We start from the raw sequence: 17,195 nt of genomic DNA on the forward strand, positions 1-17,195 counted from the left end.
CTCGCCGAAGGAAGACCCGAAAGATGACGATTTGTTTACGGCGACTGGTGTTATGCAGTACGACGAAAAAGACAAAGTGTACCGTATTGCGTCAAAAGCCAGCGATTTGACGAGCCAAACCGAAGAAGCGCCTGCACCGACTGATAGTACCAATGTTGCCGCTGCCCAAGCAGACAGCGTGAAGACAAAAGCTATTGCCGTCACGGACAGTAGCGCGCGTTTGGACAGCACAGCTCGAGTGGCTGCTGCGAATACCGCAGCCGTGGTGGAAGATGTTGAGAACGCATTTACGTTCAATGATGCGCGTGGCCTGATGACGTTTAAGGGCAAAATGAATTTAATGAACTCGGCCCCAAATCAGTACCTGCTGTCGGCGGGTTCGGCGCGGATTAATATCGATAGTACGCAGTATCGGTTCAATACGTTGATGGCCTTTGCATTTCCGGTACCTGAGCCGTTGGTGAAAGCAATCGGTGATCGAATCGTAAAGGCCAATCTTGAGGAAAAGAACGATGAAGCGGCTGACGACGACCTAAACCGACTCTCTGACAAACTGACGCCCTTGATCGGTGCTCAGGCTGTGGATGCGTATCGACTCAAGGCACAGAACCAGCACGTAGCACTGAACCAGGCCGCCCCACAACTGAATGCTATGCTGGTATTAGCCAATGCAAACCTGCGCTGGTCAACCAAATTCAATACGTTCTACAGCACAGGCCAACTGGGTGTATCGAACATGATGGGAACGGACATTAATGCACAGATGGATGGGTTTGTTGAAATTCGGAAGACCGACAATGGCGATGAAGCCAGCATCTATCTGGAAGCTTCGCCGGAGGAATGGGTGTTCTATGATTATAAGCCGGGTAGTACGCCAAATTCACAGGGGCAATTGGCAATCATTTCGTCGGCGCAGGAAATTAATGATCAGCTGTTAGCGCTTAAATCCTCCAGCAAATCCTCGCTTGAAGTAGTTCCGGCGACTGCGGACGAAAAATCGTTGTTTGTAGATCGTTACCTCGATCAATACAAAACCAAAGCTAAAGCTGCACCGAAACCAAAAGTTCAGGCTGGCCAGCCTACGCAAGGACAGAAGATTGTGAAGGAAGAGAAAAAGAAAGAAGAGAAGAAAAAAGACAAGGAAGCTGAGAAAGAAGGATTTTAAGTATTTTTCGACAGGATTTATAGTAAACATAACTGGCCTGTAAATCCTGTCGAAAAAATAATATGAAAGCCTTCTGGCAGGACTTACGCGCTCATTTTCGCACCGATTTTCGCGTTGACCTCTATATCGCTACGGCCATCTGGGCCGCCGTGTTGCTGGCGATAAATTATTCCATCGATCTGGAAGATACCTATATCGATTCGTTTCGGGGGCAACCCCTTTGGAGCGTATTGTATTTTGGGCTGTATGGAACGGCTTACTACGTTAGTGTCTGGCTCTGGACGCACTTTCATCAGCGATCTGATATCTGGCGGAATCGGGAGTTTTGGCAACGTAGCGTTTTTGCACTTCTTTGTTATTCAGCCTATGCCGGTTTTTACGCCCATTACGACTGGAGTCAGCAGCTTTTCGACGGACAGATTTACGCCTTTGTGTACTACTGCCTGAATAATCTACAGTCCGTTCTGACCATTGTTCTGCCGCTTTTTCTGTTCTACAAATTTGCTGACCCCAATTCGGGTAAATCCAGTTTCTATGGGATGGCACCCAAGCGGAAAGGGTTGGTTTTGTATGGACAGTTGCTGGCGCTGATGATTCCACTCATTACGTTAGCTTCTTTCCAGCCCGACTTTCTTCAGTCTTACCCAACGTATCGCGATACAAATGCCAACGAATTTTTTGGCGTTCCTGAGTGGGTGACGGCGCTGATTTATGAACTCTGTTACGGCTGGGATTTCGTGCCAACCGAACTACTCTTTCGGGGGTTTCTGGTGATTGGTATGAGTCGCATTTTAGGGCGAGGTGCCGTGTTGCCGATGGTTGTCTGGTATTGCTCCATCCATTTCGGCCGACCGCTGGGCGAAGCTGTCTCTTCCTTGTTTGGAGGTTATCTACTGGGCGTATTGGCGCTGAGTACACGTAGTATCTGGGGCGGATTACTCATTCACATCGGCATTGCCTGGGGGATGGAAATTGCCGCTTTTCTGCAACAGAATAGTCATTAAGATGACTGACTAGCCATTCGTTATCTTTGTTAGAAGTTAACAAAACCCAACCTGTGATGAAACGTAGTGAAACAGTATATCAGCCGCCAATTCCAGCGGGTAAGAAATTCGACGCGATTGTAGTCGGCTCAGGAATTAGCGGAGGCTGGTCGGCAAAGGAGTTGTGCGAGAAAGGGTTAAACGTACTGCTGCTGGAGCGTGGGCGCATGATTGAGCATGTAACGGATTACCACACAGCAACAATGGCACCCTGGGAGTTTCCGCATCGGAATCAGGAAATGCCGCTCGACGTATTGAAAAACTATCCCGTTCAGAGCCGCACTGGCTTTACAATCACCGAAGCAACGCATCATCATTTCGTAAATGATCTGGAAAATCCTTATGTCGAAGAAAAGCCCTTCGACTGGATTCGGGGCTACCACGTCGGCGGAAAATCACTGATGTGGGGGCGTTATTCATTTCGGTTTTCGGATCTGGATTTTGAAGCCAACGCCAAAGAAGGCATTGCAACGGACTGGCCAATCCGTTATAAAGACATCGCGCCCTGGTACGATTACGTAGAGAAATTTGCCGGAATTGCTGGCGATCGGGATGGATTGCCGCATCTGCCTGACGGTCAGTTTCAACCCGCTCTTCCTGATAATTGCGTAGAGCAATACTTCCGAAAAGCTACCAACGCTACGTTCCCGGATCGGAAAGTGATTTCGGCACGAGCGGCTCATTTAACCGCACCCACGCAGCAGCAGATGAGTCTGGGGCGGGCCAAATGTCAGTTTCGGAATCTTTGTATGCGCGGTTGTCCGTACGGGGCTTATTTCAGTACGCAGTCTGCTACGTTGCCTGCCGCCCGCCGGACCAAACGCCTGACGGTTCGACCTCACTCCATTGTCAACTCAATTATTTATGACGGAAAAACAGGTCGGGCAACCGGAGTTCGTGTTATCGATGAGCAAACGCACCAATGGCTTGAGTTTAAGGGCAGCATTATTTTCCTGAACGCGTCGGCGCTGGGTTCTACGTATATCCTGATGAACTCCAAATCGACGCGTTTCCCAAATGGAATGGACGATAGCGGGCAGCTTGGCCGAAATCTGATGGATCATCATTTTCACGTAGGCGCAACGGCCGGTTATACCCACGACTTGGACAAGTATTACTATGGTCGCCACCCTGCGGGGCTTTACATTCCGCGCTTTCGCAACTTGCCAGGGCAATCTCAGCAGACGTTCAAACGTGGTTATGGATTTGAGGTGTATACGGAGCGCGAAAATTGGGGCCATGCTTACGGAGAAGAAGGATTTGGAGCCGATTTCAAAGAAAAAGCTACCCAGTTTGGTACGTGGAAAATTACACTGGATGCCTTTGGCGAATGTATGCCCTACGAAGATAACCGCGTTTATCTGACCACCGACGTAACAGATAAGTGGGGACAGCCCGTTCTGAAAATGGACGTTCATTACCGTGAAAATGAGACACTCATGCGAAAAGACGCCAAAGAACAGGCAGTTTTAATGCTGGAGAAGGCTGGATTCTCGAATATTGACGGATTTGACAGTCAGGCGCATCCGGGTTTAAGCATTCACGAAATGGGGACAGCGCGAATGGGGACATCGCCCAAAAATTCGGTGTTTAACAAATTCAATCAGCATCACATCGTTAAAAATGTTTTTTGCACCGATGGTGCCAGTATGACCTCGTCGCCTTGCCAGAATCCATCCCTGACCTATATGGCCTTGTCGGCTCGGGCGGCTGACTATGCGGTTCGTGCCTTAAAACGGGGTGATATACCTCGATAAATGAAGTAGGTAGGCTGTCTGGAGCTCTTTTAAAAGCGTTCGCATTAACTTTCTCTGTACCAATGAAAACTCCAATTGTCTTTGCTGTCTGCTACGTTATTGGAACGCTCGCTTTACTGGCTCAGCCTAATCCTGACCGACCCGATTTGCGCCAGGGGGCCTACTTTACAGAAGCACAAGGCGCGGAGGCTTTACATACGTTTGCACAGACGTATCATGACCGGACCAGTTGGGAGAAGCGCGCTAGTTTGATTCGGAAAGGTATTCGTGAAGGAATGCAACTACCTGACAAACCAAAGTTTGCCCCGCTTCAACCCATTCGGCACAGTGTGCGAAAAATGAATGGTTATACAATTGAGAACGTAGCGTTTGAGAGCATTCCGGGGTTTTTTGTAACGGGCAATTTGTACCGTCCTTTAAATGCATCGGGAAAGACAGCAGGGATTTTATGCACCCACGGGCACGGCGCTAATCAGAATAATCGTCTGATGGAGTATACGCAACAGCGTTGCGCTACGTTGGCACGCATGGGCGCCACGGTGTTCGCCTTCGATATGATCGGCTACGGAGATTCGCAGCAATGCTCGCATAAACTACCCAAAGCCCTAAAACTTCAGACTTTGAACAGTATTCGCGCGCTGGATTTTCTGACCAGCTTACCTGATGTGGATAAAGAGCGAATCGGCGTAACGGGTGAATCGGGTGGGGGAACGCAAACTTTTTTACTGACAGCGCTGGACGACCGCATAAAAGTAGCGGCTCCAGTGGTGATGGTATCGGCGCATTTTTTTGGGGGATGTGTGTGTGAAAGCGGAATGCCTATTCATAATCGACCAACCCATCAGACCAGCAACGTGGAGATTGCCGCGCTGGCGGCTCCCCGTCCGCTGCTGTTGGTTTCGGACGGGAAGGACTGGACGAAAAATACACCGAACGTAGAGTTTCCGTACATCCAGAATATTTATGGTTATTACGGTGCAAAAGACCGGGTTGAAAATGTTCACTTGCCCGACGAGGGGCACGATTACGGTCCGAACAAACGAGCGGCTGCGTATCGTTTTCTGGCAAAAAATCTGAAACTGGATCTGAACCGTGTGCTAAAGGATGGCCAGGTTGACGAGTCTTCTAATACAGTTCTCGATTCGTCGGCATTGCAGGTATTTAATGCCGAACATCCGCGTCCAGCGCAGGCAATTACAGGCGATGAGGCTGTTATGGCAATATTGAAATAAGATTCGATGCCTGATTTATTAAACGTTAAAGTAATTAGGCGTAATAAAATCCAAGTAATTCTCAGGATTGATCACTGACACTGTTGCATTGGGATAGGCTTTTTGGAATCCTTTTGGGAAACGTATCTTTTTGGGAAACCAGTTGAACAGATAACCATTTAATTGTCCGTTAACGTCTTCGAGCCAGTCTAGCTCCTGTTGGTCGTAGGTACGCCAGAAATAAGGCTTTGCTTCGCTCCGTAGATACGTATTACGTTTTATTCGCTCGGCTACCAGATAATTTTCCCACAGCACTTTTATATCGGGTCGTTCCATCAACGAGCCAACGTTATTTAGTAAGCTGTTCCGGACTCCGTTATCGAAAAAATACCATTTTGAGCTCTTGGTAACCTCCTTCCGAAGGTTCTGATTGTATCCACTGAGCCGAAAAATGATAGAGGCTTTCGCAAATAGTTCGAGATACCGGACAATCGTATTACGGTCAAGCTGTAGTTGATAGCTCAAATCGTCGTAAACAATTTCCTGACCAACCTGATAAGCAATTATTCGTAGAAGTTGGAGCATCTTTTCCGGATTGCGTATTCGCTCAATGAGCAGGATGTCCTTCAATAAATAATCCGTAACGAAATGCTTTAAATAGTCAGTGGAATCGGCCTGATTCTGACATTGAATAACCTGGGGGTAACTCCCATACACTAATCGTTGCTCTACTTGCTGCCGTGTTTGCAGATGCGTTTCAGTCGTTCCTAATTCCAGTTGAGCCAGTGGGTAAAGAAAATAACTTAGCCGCCCTGCCGCTATATTCGTGAGTGGGACAAACGATAAGGAGCTTGTAGCCAGAATTGTCAGATCGGGAAACGAAGTGGTCAGATAGTTTAGCACACGCTCAAACTCAGGAATGAGATGGATCTCATCAATGATTAACAATTGAGTATCGCCAAGCCAGCGTTGATAAACGGAGAGGGTTTGATCGCTTAGCAAACGTACCGTTTCAGCGTCTTCACCGTCCAGCACTAACTTGGGCTTGGTATAGGCATCAGCAAGCTGATTAATAAGTGTCGTTTTCCCCACTTGACGCCCCCCGGTTAGTAAAATAATCTTCCGGGAATTCAGCTGTCTTTGAATTGCACTGTATAATACTCTACGGACCGCCATAAGATTGCTGTAATTTACTCAGCAAATAAAGATTAATTTGTTGAATAAATTAAGCCAGATTCACTAATTCTTTCAATTCCGCATCGCTTAAATCGCCAAGCCAGGTTTCGCCAGTCTGAACGCTCAGATCAGCAAGCTCACGTTTGCTACGTATCATGGCATCGATTTTCTCTTCCAGTGTACCCTGGTTCATGAGTCGGTAAACCAATACGTTTTTGGTTTGGCCAATACGAAAAGCCCGGTCAGTGGCCTGAGCTTCAACAGCTGGATTCCACCATAAATCGTAATGAATAACGTGGTTTGCCTGCGTCAGATTAAGGCCTGTACCACCAGCTTTAAGCGACAAGATAAAGGTGTGATCGGAGCGGTTCTTTTGAAATTGCTCAACCATTTCATCCCGATCAGCGCGTGACGTACCACCGTGTAAAAACAAGGGTTTTGTACCGAATGTATGCTGAATAAACTGCGAGAGAAGTTCGCCCATTTCACGGTACTGTGTAAAAATCAGTACCTTTTCGTGGCTGGCGTAAATATTTTCAAGCAGATTGAGCAATAGCGTAGCTTTGCCCGAAAGTGCAGCGCCGTTGCTGCCCCGTTTCAGGTATTGATACGGGTGATTGCCAATTTGCTTGAGTGCCGTCATTAATTTAAGCACTAATCCACGACGAGCAATTCCTTCTTTTTCCTGAATAGCCCGCAAACTTTCCTGCACAACGCTTTCATATAAAGCCGCCTGTTCGGTGGTAAGAGAACAGAATTGGTTATTCTCAATTTTGTCGGGTAAGTCGCTGATAATGCTCCGGTCAGTTTTGACGCGACGTAGCAGAAACGGACTCGTGATACGTCGGAACAGATCGAGTTTCTGGTGGTCCCGTTCCTGCTGAATCGGCTTTCCAAATTCCTCGTTGAACTTACTAAGACCACCCAAATACCCCTTGTTCACGAAGTCCATGATGCTCCAGAATTCCGACAAACGATTCTCGACAGGCGTACCGCTCAACGCTATCTTGATGGGGGCTTTCAACGATTTAACGGCCTTGGTCTGCTCAGTGTCTGAGTTTTTAATGTTCTGCGCTTCGTCGATAATGACAATAGCCCAGGTGGTTTTCTTCAACGTATCAAGGTCGGAGCGAATAATACCGTAAGTAGTGAGTAGGACGTCGTAGTCGCTGGCCTTATCAGCAGGTAATTTGCGGCTGGAACCATGATAAATTCGCGGTTGCAAATCAGGCGCAAACCGGGCAATTTCTTTCTGCCAGTTCGTTAGCAACGTAGTCGGTAAAACCACCAGCCCTTTCTGTTTCTTGAACCGACCTTCCTGCTTGAATTTAAGTAAAAGGCTGATAATCTGTAGGGTTTTTCCTAATCCCATGTCATCGGCCAGCAGACTTCCCATACCGAGTGCTGTATTTTTGATAAGCCAGTCATAACCGCGCTGCTGGTAAGGGCGTAACGTAGCGTTCAGGGCGTCGGGTAAGGGTTGGGCCGCACTTTCGGTAAACTGCTTCACTAATGATCGCACTTCTGCCGACAAGCCTAATCGGCTGCCCTTATATTCTTCTGACAGAGCGGCTTTCAGCAGATCGGCGCCTGATAGCTCCGGCGGATTTTCGAGTTGTTTATAAAGCTTTGTTAACTCATCGGGGTCAACCAATACGTATTGATCTTTAATCTTGACCAGTCCTGTAGTACGTCCCACCAACTTCTGAAACTCTTTTACACTCATCATTTCATCGCCTAAAGCGATCTGCCAGTCAAAGCTGAGCATATCTTCCAGACGCATAAATGCATTGTCGGCAGTAATTTTGGCCTTAAGGCGGCCTCCCGCTTGCGGACGTACCCAGTGTTGCAGCGATTTCGGTAGCCATAGCGCAATCCCCAGTAGTTGCATACGAGGTAATGTTTCAAGCAAAACCTCGACAAATAAGCTGGGAGAATAAGAAAGGTGCTCGGGACCGCCAATTTTAGTCAGTCTTGATAAGTCAGGAAAATGGCGTGATAAGACCAGCAAATCCTGCAAAACTGCCATTCTGATGCGTTCGTGCTTCTTTTTGGTAAGCAGATCGGGTAGAGGGATAGGCTGGTCAAGCACACCCTTGGTCGTAGGAGCCTCGCGGTCACGTATCAGTAATCTGAGCCGAAATTCATCCCCATATTCATTCTCTTCGACTGCCAGAATCGGCACGAACCGTTTGTGGGTCAGAAAGAAATCGTTAAACCAAAGCTGCATGGCCAAGGGCATCTCCTTTCGGCCAAAACCCTCGAAACGTAACGTTTCAATCCCAAAATACAACCGGTCGGCATCTTCCAAAGGCCAGCGCTCCCACAACTCAATGGTTGTTGGTTTGATAGTCCGGCGCATGAACAACGAGCAGAGCGTTAACACCAACTGCTCATCGGGCAAGGCCAGCCATTCTTTTTGCCAGCGTACTGTTAGTAATGATGGCGGTATCTGGGTATTGAGTAAGTTTGTCTGCTGCCTAACGACCTCATTGAGCGTTGCCGGAATCCAGCGTACCCGGTATTGATCTTCTACTGGACCAACCCGTAGTAATTGGGGGACAATAGCTCCGCGACGTAACAAGGCCGCCGAAAATTGCTGAGTCAGGTATAGGGCACGTACTGAATCGCTCATTTCGGGCCAGTCGTCTTCCGTAAGCGTACTAATCCAGCCAACCAGATCGCCCATGTCAAACCCACTAATTGATCGCGAATCGCCATGTTCACTGAAAATGCCAATTTTCTTTACCGACATAAATTCGTCGAGCTGTAACTCAATGCTGTCGCTAAACAGAGGCTTTTCGGCATCCGATTCATTTGCTTCGTCAGTAAGGGGCTTGCTGAAAAGTTTGTAGGCTTTAGTCAGCGATTTATGAAAATCACCTTTTGCGAACGTAACATCTGGCGAAAGTAGACTCAGTAGTTGATCAGCTAAGGGCGGAATTTGAGAAAAATCCAGTTGAGCGCGGGTCTGTTCATCAGCTTTCCAGTCTTCATCTTCATCCGGAAATTCATCGGTGCAAATGTCCCTGAAAGAGAGGACGGTACCCATGTTTCCACCAATTGGATCGAGTATGTCTTTTTGTAGTTCACCCAGAATATCAAGCCCTTTCAACTGAAAAACAAGGAACGGATTTCGGTCAATTTCATTGGTTATGACATACACTACAGCCGCCAGATGTTTGCAGGGTATTGCATAATCGGGGCAGGAACAGCCCATCGTCAGGTCGTGAAACGATTCAGGGAACAGTTGAATCGTCCTGCGTTTGGCAAAATCAATGAGTTCAGGTGGGAGCTGACGATTCAGAAGCTGGGCCAGCGTAGCAGGGTTCTCCCGAACTTCGGTTAACAACCACTCTTTTTCCTGATCCGTAAACAATGGCACTGACAGCTTGACTTTGTAGGGGCGTGGCGCCGTTCCTCTAACAGATGCGCTAATCTGATTGTTAGAAATGGTTAAGCTATGAACAGCGCCCTGGTTGGCGTACGTTTTGCCCCGTGGCAGGCGGTTTTCCATGTCAATACGTGTCAGCGCATTGAGCCATTGTTGCCCCCACCATGTTTTTCCGTAACTGATACGTTCCGCCATGCTGTCAAAAAGAGTTAATCCGGTGCAAAAATAGGGGTTTAACTATTCATTGAGGGATAGCCCTTCTTTTCGATAAGATCAATATTAATTTTCTTAGCCTGCAATCCTGTTCTACAAAAAGCGCACAAAGGGGTTAGCTATATCATGTAAACCCTGGACGGGCCGCTTGCTAACACCTGTAGCCAAAGCATCCTTTAAAGCGTTTTTGTGTCAGTTTGGTTTGCTAACTGTTAAGAGTTTCCCGGAAAGGAACGTAGCACCAAATCAGGTGATCGGTTAAAAAAGCGAGTGTTTACCAGGCCCTGTAAGAATACGGGTAATTGAATTACATGAAAATATTGTATTGTATCGGGATGAGTCATAAATGAGTAAAGAAAAGCCTCACAATCTGTCGTTTAGATGCGTTTTTTGCTACGTATATAGGGGTTTTTTGTTTACATTTACCTAACTCCCTATGTTCAGCTAAATCAACTGCTTCTATGGTTCTGGATACCCCTGCTACCGAAACGGCACTTGGCCGAGGAATTAAGCACATTGGTATTGGCAAATATGGTAGTAAACCACTCACCCCCGAACTACTCGCTGAATGCCGCTCTGCTTTACTTGACCCGGCGAGCCATCCGTTACAACGGGGTGCATTTCTGGGCGCTTTACTGGCAAAAGGACCAACCCCTGAGGAACGAACGTTGGAGGAAGTCATTGGAAAAGGAGCTTTCTCGCATCCGACTTTTTTTGTCAATAAAGTTTGTCCTGATCTGCCGGGACGCCTGTTGCCTATTGCAGCGAAGTTGGTACGTGGAGGGAATCTACAGGTGAGCGAAGCACAGCAACTTGGCGATTATCTGTATGGGGATGAAGAGTGTGAAACGTTCCGGGGGCTTGCTGCCAGCATCATGCGGGTGCGACACGAAACTAACGAAGAGTACCAGGGGTTGATGCGTGCGGCTGAGCGAACATTCTCACCCGGTTTCGGGCCGATAAGCTGCTCCGATCGCCCGCTGATTCAGTTAGCTGAACCATTCGACGGGGTGGAGAACAATTACTTGATTACGCCGTTGCTGGCAAAGTTTTTTCAGAAACGAGGTTACGGAGCCATATCCCTGGTGGGGCGGTCCGGGGGGCCAAAATTTACCCTGAATGCCCTTGATCTGTACATGCATCTTGGCTGTCAGTTTCTGCAAAGCAATCATGAGCTTGATACGCCTTTAGAGACATATGGCTGGGTTCTTGACCAGAAAGCCATGTCGCCTGCTCTCAATCGCTGGGTAGATCGCCGACACATACTCATTAAGCGGCCTTTTCTGGCTACGCTCGAAAAAGTATTGAATCCCTGTCATGCCCGCATTCTCGTTACGTCCGTTTTTCACATTACGTATCAGATGAAAATGGCGGAGCTGGCGCTTCTGGCTGGGTTCGACGGGGTTATGGTATTGAAACGAGGCATGGAAGGAAGCCTTGCTCCTTCAACCAGTCGGGCGAGTGGCGTATTATGCGCTGTCCGTACACCACGAGAGCATTTGTTCTTCCAGCATTTTGAAGGCGATGCACCGGCTTTTGCGGCCTTTCGCACCCAGACCGATACGGAATACAATCAGCCACAGGCGGTTGACAATGCCCGACTCGTGCGTCAATTTATGAATGAGGAACGTACAACCGATGCTGATTTTGATAACCGCGTTCGATTTGCCTATGCCCTTTATGGCCGTGGTCTGGACTGGATTGAGGGCCAATTAAAATAAAACCCGTATTTATTTACTACTGATTTAGCTGAATTTTACTACGCTCATTTTTGACCATCGTGCCGTACCTTTGAGGGGATCAACAGCATCCGGTTGTTGAGCATTATGATACGTATGATAGACGTAGTAATTATAGGCGGAGGCATTGTGGGCCTGGCTACGGCTTTGCAACTGAAGCAGCAGCGGACCAATCTGAACGTTATTTTGATTGAAAAAGAACCCTTTGTCGCGCGCCATCAAACGGGGCATAACAGTGGCGTTATTCACTCCGGATTATATTACAAGCCAGGCAGCCTGAAAGCGACAAACTGCATTCGTGGCTACCAAATGCTGATTGACTTCTGCGATGCGGAAGGAATACCCTACGACCTTTGTGGCAAAATTGTTGTAGCGACTAAACAGGAGGAATTACCGCAACTGGAGACTCTGTATCAACGTGGTCAGCAAAACGGTTTGGGTGGTTTGAAAAAGCTGACGCTCGCCGAAATGCGTGAAATTGAACCACATGTCAATGGGGTAGCTGGCATGTTTGTACCACAGACGGGGATTATTGACTACAAACAGGTTTCTGAGAAATACGCCGAGAAATTTCAGGCATTGGGTGGCGAAATTCGCTTAAATGAGCGCGTTGAGCAGATTACGCCCGGTACGAGTTTAAGCATTGTCGTTACAAACAAAGGACGCTACGAAACTAAACTCGTGGTTAACTGCGCTGGCTTATATTCCGATAAAATCGCTCAACTTACCCAGCCCGTCGATGTTCGGATTGTGCCGTTCCGGGGCGAATACTACAAGATTAAGCCCCACAAAGAATACTTAGTCAAAAACCTGATCTATCCTGTGCCTGATCCTAATTTTCCGTTTCTGGGGGTTCATTTTACTCGTATGGTTCACGGGGGAGTGGAAGCCGGGCCGAACGCAGTGTTGGCGTTTCAGCGGGAGGGCTACAAAAAATCAGATATCAACGTAAAAGAATTGTTCGAAACACTGGCATGGCCAGGTTTTCAGAAAGTAGCCGCTAAATATTGGGAAACGGGCTTGGGAGAGATGTATCGTTCATTCTCAAAATCGGCCTTTACAAAAGCGCTACAGGAATTAATCCCCGACGTGCAGGAGGCAGATCTTGAAGACGGTGGTGCGGGCGTTCGCGCGCAGGCCTGCGACCGTACGGGGGGGCTGCTGGATGATTTTGCCATCATGGAAACCGACAAAGCAATTAATGTTGTCAATGCGCCGTCGCCTGCCGCTACGTCGTCACTATCCATTGGGAAAACAGTTTCAGAAAAGGTACTAGCTCGTTTTTAAGGAAATCTTAACAAACAATACTGATTCAACAGGGTTTCTTCTAGTGTTGACTACAAAGCCAAAAAACAGAAGTAATCATGAAAGCGATCAATCAAGTTGACGTATTGGATACACCCAACGATCTGGAAGAGAAAGGCCGGGAAAAAGTGGCTGAATCGCTAAACCGGCTCGTTGCAGATGCCTTCGCGTTATATATCAAAACCAAAAATTATCACTGGCACATGTCGGGTCGCCATTTTCGCGATTATCACCTGTTGCTGGACGAACAGGCTGAACAGATTTTTGCCACAATTGATCCACTGGCCGAGCGCGTTCGGAAAATAGGAGGTAATACGATTCGCTCAATAGCCCATATCGCACAGCTACAGCGAGTGAAGGATAATGATGAAGATTTCGTTTCTCCACTGGATATGCTAAAGGATCTGGAAATCGAGAATAAGAAAATGGCGAAAAATATGCGGGATGCACACAAAATTTGCGACGATGCCGAAGACGTAGCATCAGCTAGCCTGCTCGAAAACTATATCGATGAAACCGAACGACGCACCTGGTTCCTGTTCGAAACCTCGCGTGATTTGAGCTAATAATTAATTTGTCTTTTTGTTAAGCGGTCATCTTTTCCAGAGATCTATTGGGAAAGATGACCGCTCTTTTATAAGTTGCCCACATGAAAGTTCGGCCTTCTGCTCTAATCTGGCGTCGTAATGCTAACCAAATTGAAATACTGCTGATGCGCTACTGCTACGGCGGACAGGACGTATTGGCTTTACCTGGAGGAAATCCTGACCGGGGAGAAATCCTGCCCCAGACAGTGGTACGTGAAATCAGGGAAGAACTGGGGGTTTTTATAGATGTTGGTGAGATGATCCTGGTTGGCGAAATGCTTCTGACCCAACGTAACGATGACGTATTACACGTTGTATTCGCTGCCCGGAACCTGTTGGGTGAGCCCGCGCTGAATCCTGCTGAAACCACAGCTCTTGAATTAGTATGGAAACCTATACAAGAATTGGACAAAGTGAATCTGTACCCAAATGTCGGTGCCAGAATTCAGGAGTGGTTTGAGACTAAACTGGATTTGGGTTACATCGGACGTATCGAACAGCAATATTTTGGGTAAGTTTCTGGCGAATAAAAAATGCTTTTACAAACGCTAAAATCCTTATTCCGTCGAGATCTTGATCGATTAAAGAAAGAGATCGAATCTTACCAGCACGAATCAAAAATCTGGTATTTCGAAAAAAGCATTGCCAATTCTGCCGGAAACTTATGCCTGCATTTAGTCGGAAATCTGAACACGTATATTGGTGCCGAATTAGGCAAAACGGGTTACGTACGGCACCGGGAGCTTGAATTTTCGTTGAAAAATGTTCCCAGAGCCGAACTCCTTGTGAAAATCGACCAAACAATTGAGGTCGTTGAAAAGGCGTTGGATAAGGTAACAGACCAACAGTTGCAGCAAGAGTATCCAATTCTGGTTTTCGACGAAAAAACGTCGACCGAATATTTACTGGTTCATCTCGCTACGCATTTGACGTACCATTTAGGTCAGATCAACTATCACCGACGATTGCTGGATACTTAGGAAATGCTTTAGAAATCAGCAATTTCGTGTGGAATTTTTAATTACCTGACATCGCCAGCGATTTCCGATTGGCCGATAATGCTTGAAGTGGCTTCCAGAAACGTATTGAATTGTCATAAATCTCTCGCTTAATTCCATAACCGTTAGCGCCCCAAAAGGTATTCGTTGCCCGCTCGTTAGCCGGATCATCCGTATATCCCGTTGCTCTGGGGGCCATCTGTCCCCTAATCCAGTAAGCTCCTTCTTTACGCGCGAACGCTTCCACCACTTTCAAAATCTGGCTGCCTATACCTTGCTGCTGGCAGGTCTGATCTGTAATGGTTAAATCGGTCAGAAAAAAATAAGGCAAACCATTATACCACATCGGATTCTGCCTGAATTCGCCTTTTGCGTAGCCAACGGGCCGGTTTTGATCAGTAAAAAATAAGACTCTGTACGTTCTTACGTTCGATACTGCTTGCTCTGGCTCAACTTTATATTTCATAGTTTCATTGTATTTATATTGCAAGTAAAATACAAATACAATGAAATGCAATACGATTATGTTTTTTATGAAATCTAATGATGATTCGTCAATTGAATAAAGCAACTCTATATTAGCAAAACATAATTCTCTTTTTTGCGCTCTTATGGGTGTTTAAACCAATATCTGGCTGTTTTTCACAAATTCTTTATTTCTTTAAGTGGCCGCCCATTATCTTTTACTTGTATGTTCGGTATCTGCGCGCCCGGATACACTCGACATAAATAAGCGAGTTCTACAGACCACCCTTTATCTACATTACCCAGCGTTAGCGTAATCTGCGTTCGAGGTGTCAGCCAAACCACATTTTGAGTGTCACCCAGCTGCAATGTTTTTCCTTTGCCGTATTTTTCCTGTAATAAGGTTTCCAGCTCGTGCGCTGCTGCTTTTACGTCGGCTTCGGTAACCGATGCAGTAGTGAAGTAGTAATAAGAAGCTGATAGAAGTGAATCGGCGTTGAACGTGTATTCAAGGCCAACCGTCCGGTTTATAAGCGGCACACGCGCATAGACAAGTTTATCTCTTTTGACCGACGTAGGTTTAACGGTTTCGGCCTCTTTTACCTGTTTAGATGAGAATCCCCAGCGTACCTGACGAATATCTGTCGTTTGTTGAGCAAAAGAAATTGTGCTGGTAAGTAATAAAAAAGCTATTGACAATTGATTCATCGGAATGCTACGTTGTTTTTAAGGAAAAGACATTATTGGCTGACAACACTTAAATCGATGGCTGGCCTAAAGCTAATGGCGGCTGGTTGGTATTGACTGTTGGACGTTGAACAGGTTAGTCTTTTAACCTTGTAAGGAATTTAACAATGGTTCAGGAAAATCAAAATCGGTCGCTTCTGCCAACGTTGGCAAAGACGACCGATTTTGATGAAGCAGTAACGCTATGTTAAGCAACCAGCGCCCCACTTTTGACTTGATTAAAATTTAGGACAAGGCAGCTTTTTATCGCGTCGGCGCACCCCCGCTCGGCGTCCTTCGGGTTTATCAAAAATATACGATATTGATAGTTCGTGAGAGCCACCACTGTTTCCTAATGTAGAGATCGTTACGTCGTAGCTGTAGCCAATGGAAAACTTTTCCATACGCCAGCCAACCAGGGCCGCCAACGCATCGTGGTTGTTAAGCGTCTGGTCGTATTTTTTGAAAGGAATACCTCGATAATACGCTCCAATAGTCAACGGAGAATAGGTCAGATAGGCCCCTAAATCTAATTGATCGTATTTTCCCTGGTGTTTATACATTACAACTGGCGAAATGCTGATCTCCCGATCCTGTTCGTCGGCCAGCCCTGTAAAACCACCCAGAGGAATCCGAAGACCTGCCTGAATGCTGGTTTTCATCGGTAGCCGGTCTGTACCAATCGAATAAAACGCCTGATCCGGCCGGTTGATGTGATGAAAGGATGCGCCGAGCCAAAACCAGTCAGAATAGAACAAACCACCTGTCGAGAAGTCAAGGTATTTGTTTTTAGGCGATCCCGCTAACAGAGCCGGATCAGATGAAACGCTGCCCGTGATAAACCCCCGATCTGTAAACTGATCGCCTGTTGTCAGACCAAAATAGTTTACGTTACGGTTTACGTACGAACCCTGTAACCCCAAACGCACAAACGAGTTTTCACTCACCTGGAACTGATAAGCATATTGCAACCCTATGTCTGTCGATTGAATCCTACCTTGACCCTGGTTATCGTTTTGAATCAGTAAGCCAACGCCACTATTATATTTTTCAACAAAGTGGTCAACCGCTACCATAGTTGTTACGTAGTTGGTAATAGCTGGCCATTGATTGCGATAGTTAGCCGTAATACGTGGGGCCAATGCTGATCCGGCAAAAGCCGGGTTTAAGTAGAGCGGAGCCGCATAAAATTGAGTGAACTGAGGGTCTTGAGCAAACGCTATCTGGCTCAGGGCCAGCGTCAAAACCGTCAGTACATATTTCTTAATCATACATGTAAAATCGAGGCAATAGCAAGATCAACTTCTTTGTTGCAACGTTGATAACACAAACGAAGTATTTAACAACGGGAGAATCGATAAAATTAGTAGATTTTGAGTGCTTTCAGATGTGCCTTGTAATAAAATTTTAACGGAT

13 protein-coding genes and 1 pseudogene are annotated in these 17,195 nt (G+C 46.8%); 9 read left to right on the forward strand and 5 right to left on the reverse strand.

Annotated elements, in window-relative coordinates; genetic code table 11:
• From ACOJS8_RS25760 to ACOJS8_RS25775, 4 genes and pseudogenes are all read left to right on the forward strand, one after another.
• Positions 1–1,165 (forward strand): annotated as a pseudogene (locus tag ACOJS8_RS25760) (hypothetical protein); the annotation flags it as partial.
• A 62-nt stretch (positions 1,166–1,227) separates the two neighbouring features.
• Positions 1,228–2,169 (forward strand): CPBP family intramembrane glutamic endopeptidase, encoded by a 942-nt coding sequence (locus ACOJS8_RS25765; protein WP_420151430.1) that lies wholly within the window; start codon positions 1,228–1,230, stop codon positions 2,167–2,169.
• 56 nt (positions 2,170–2,225) lie between these two features.
• Positions 2,226–3,965 carry a GMC oxidoreductase gene (locus ACOJS8_RS25770; RefSeq protein ID WP_420151431.1) on the forward strand — a complete coding sequence of 580 codons (1,740 nt, stop codon included), beginning with the start codon at positions 2,226–2,228 and terminating at the stop codon, positions 3,963–3,965.
• Positions 3,966–4,027: 62 nt separating this feature from the next.
• Positions 4,028–5,197, forward strand: a complete 1,170-nt coding sequence (locus tag ACOJS8_RS25775; protein ID WP_420151432.1) for an alpha/beta hydrolase family protein — start codon at positions 4,028–4,030, stop codon at positions 5,195–5,197.
• A gap of 18 nt (positions 5,198–5,215) precedes the next feature.
• Here the strand turns inward: ACOJS8_RS25775 and ACOJS8_RS25780 are convergent, their stop codons facing one another.
• The gene (locus tag ACOJS8_RS25780; protein WP_420151433.1) at positions 5,216–6,352 is read right to left on the reverse strand and encodes an ATP-binding protein; all 1,137 of its coding nucleotides are present in this window, start codon (positions 6,350–6,352) and stop codon (positions 5,216–5,218) included.
• A 49-nt stretch (positions 6,353–6,401) separates the two neighbouring features.
• Entirely contained in the window at positions 6,402–9,941 is a 3,540-nt protein-coding gene (locus ACOJS8_RS25785; RefSeq protein ID WP_420151434.1) for an SNF2-related protein, read from the reverse strand.
• 479 nt (positions 9,942–10,420) lie between these two features.
• Here ACOJS8_RS25785 and ACOJS8_RS25790 point away from each other — a divergent pair, with 479 nt between their 5' ends.
• From ACOJS8_RS25790 to ACOJS8_RS25810, 5 genes are all read left to right on the forward strand, one after another.
• On the forward strand, positions 10,421–11,680 hold the full coding sequence (locus tag ACOJS8_RS25790; protein ID WP_420151435.1) for an anthranilate phosphoribosyltransferase: 1,260 nt from the start codon (positions 10,421–10,423) through the stop codon (positions 11,678–11,680).
• A gap of 114 nt (positions 11,681–11,794) precedes the next feature.
• Positions 11,795–12,985 carry an L-2-hydroxyglutarate oxidase gene (gene lhgO / locus ACOJS8_RS25795; RefSeq protein WP_420151465.1) on the forward strand — a complete coding sequence of 397 codons (1,191 nt, stop codon included), beginning with the start codon at positions 11,795–11,797 and terminating at the stop codon, positions 12,983–12,985.
• Positions 12,986–13,062: 77 nt separating this feature from the next.
• Positions 13,063–13,569 carry a Dps family protein gene (locus ACOJS8_RS25800; protein ID WP_420151436.1) on the forward strand — a complete coding sequence of 169 codons (507 nt, stop codon included), beginning with the start codon at positions 13,063–13,065 and terminating at the stop codon, positions 13,567–13,569.
• An 83-nt stretch (positions 13,570–13,652) separates the two neighbouring features.
• A complete protein-coding gene (locus ACOJS8_RS25805; protein ID WP_420151437.1) occupies positions 13,653–14,105 on the forward strand; it encodes an NUDIX domain-containing protein in 453 nt (150 codons plus the stop codon).
• A gap of 18 nt (positions 14,106–14,123) precedes the next feature.
• Positions 14,124–14,570, forward strand: coding sequence for a DinB family protein (locus ACOJS8_RS25810; RefSeq protein ID WP_420151438.1), 447 nt, complete (start codon positions 14,124–14,126; stop codon positions 14,568–14,570).
• A gap of 37 nt (positions 14,571–14,607) precedes the next feature.
• Here ACOJS8_RS25810 and ACOJS8_RS25815 read toward each other — a convergent pair whose 3' ends face one another.
• From ACOJS8_RS25815 to ACOJS8_RS25825, 3 genes are all read right to left on the reverse strand, one after another.
• Positions 14,608–15,054, reverse strand: a complete 447-nt coding sequence (locus ACOJS8_RS25815; RefSeq protein ID WP_420151439.1) for a GNAT family N-acetyltransferase — start codon at positions 15,052–15,054, stop codon at positions 14,608–14,610.
• A 176-nt stretch (positions 15,055–15,230) separates the two neighbouring features.
• A complete protein-coding gene (locus ACOJS8_RS25820; protein ID WP_420151440.1) occupies positions 15,231–15,761 on the reverse strand; it encodes a hypothetical protein in 531 nt (176 codons plus the stop codon).
• A 257-nt stretch (positions 15,762–16,018) separates the two neighbouring features.
• Positions 16,019–17,050, reverse strand: coding sequence for a type IX secretion system membrane protein PorP/SprF (locus ACOJS8_RS25825; RefSeq protein ID WP_420151441.1), 1,032 nt, complete (start codon positions 17,048–17,050; stop codon positions 16,019–16,021).
• Between the last annotated feature and the right edge of the window lie 145 nt (positions 17,051–17,195).

Origin of the sequence: Spirosoma sp. (assembly GCF_048594605.1) — a bacterium.
Taxonomy (GTDB): Bacteria; Bacteroidota; Bacteroidia; order Cytophagales; family Spirosomataceae; genus Spirosoma.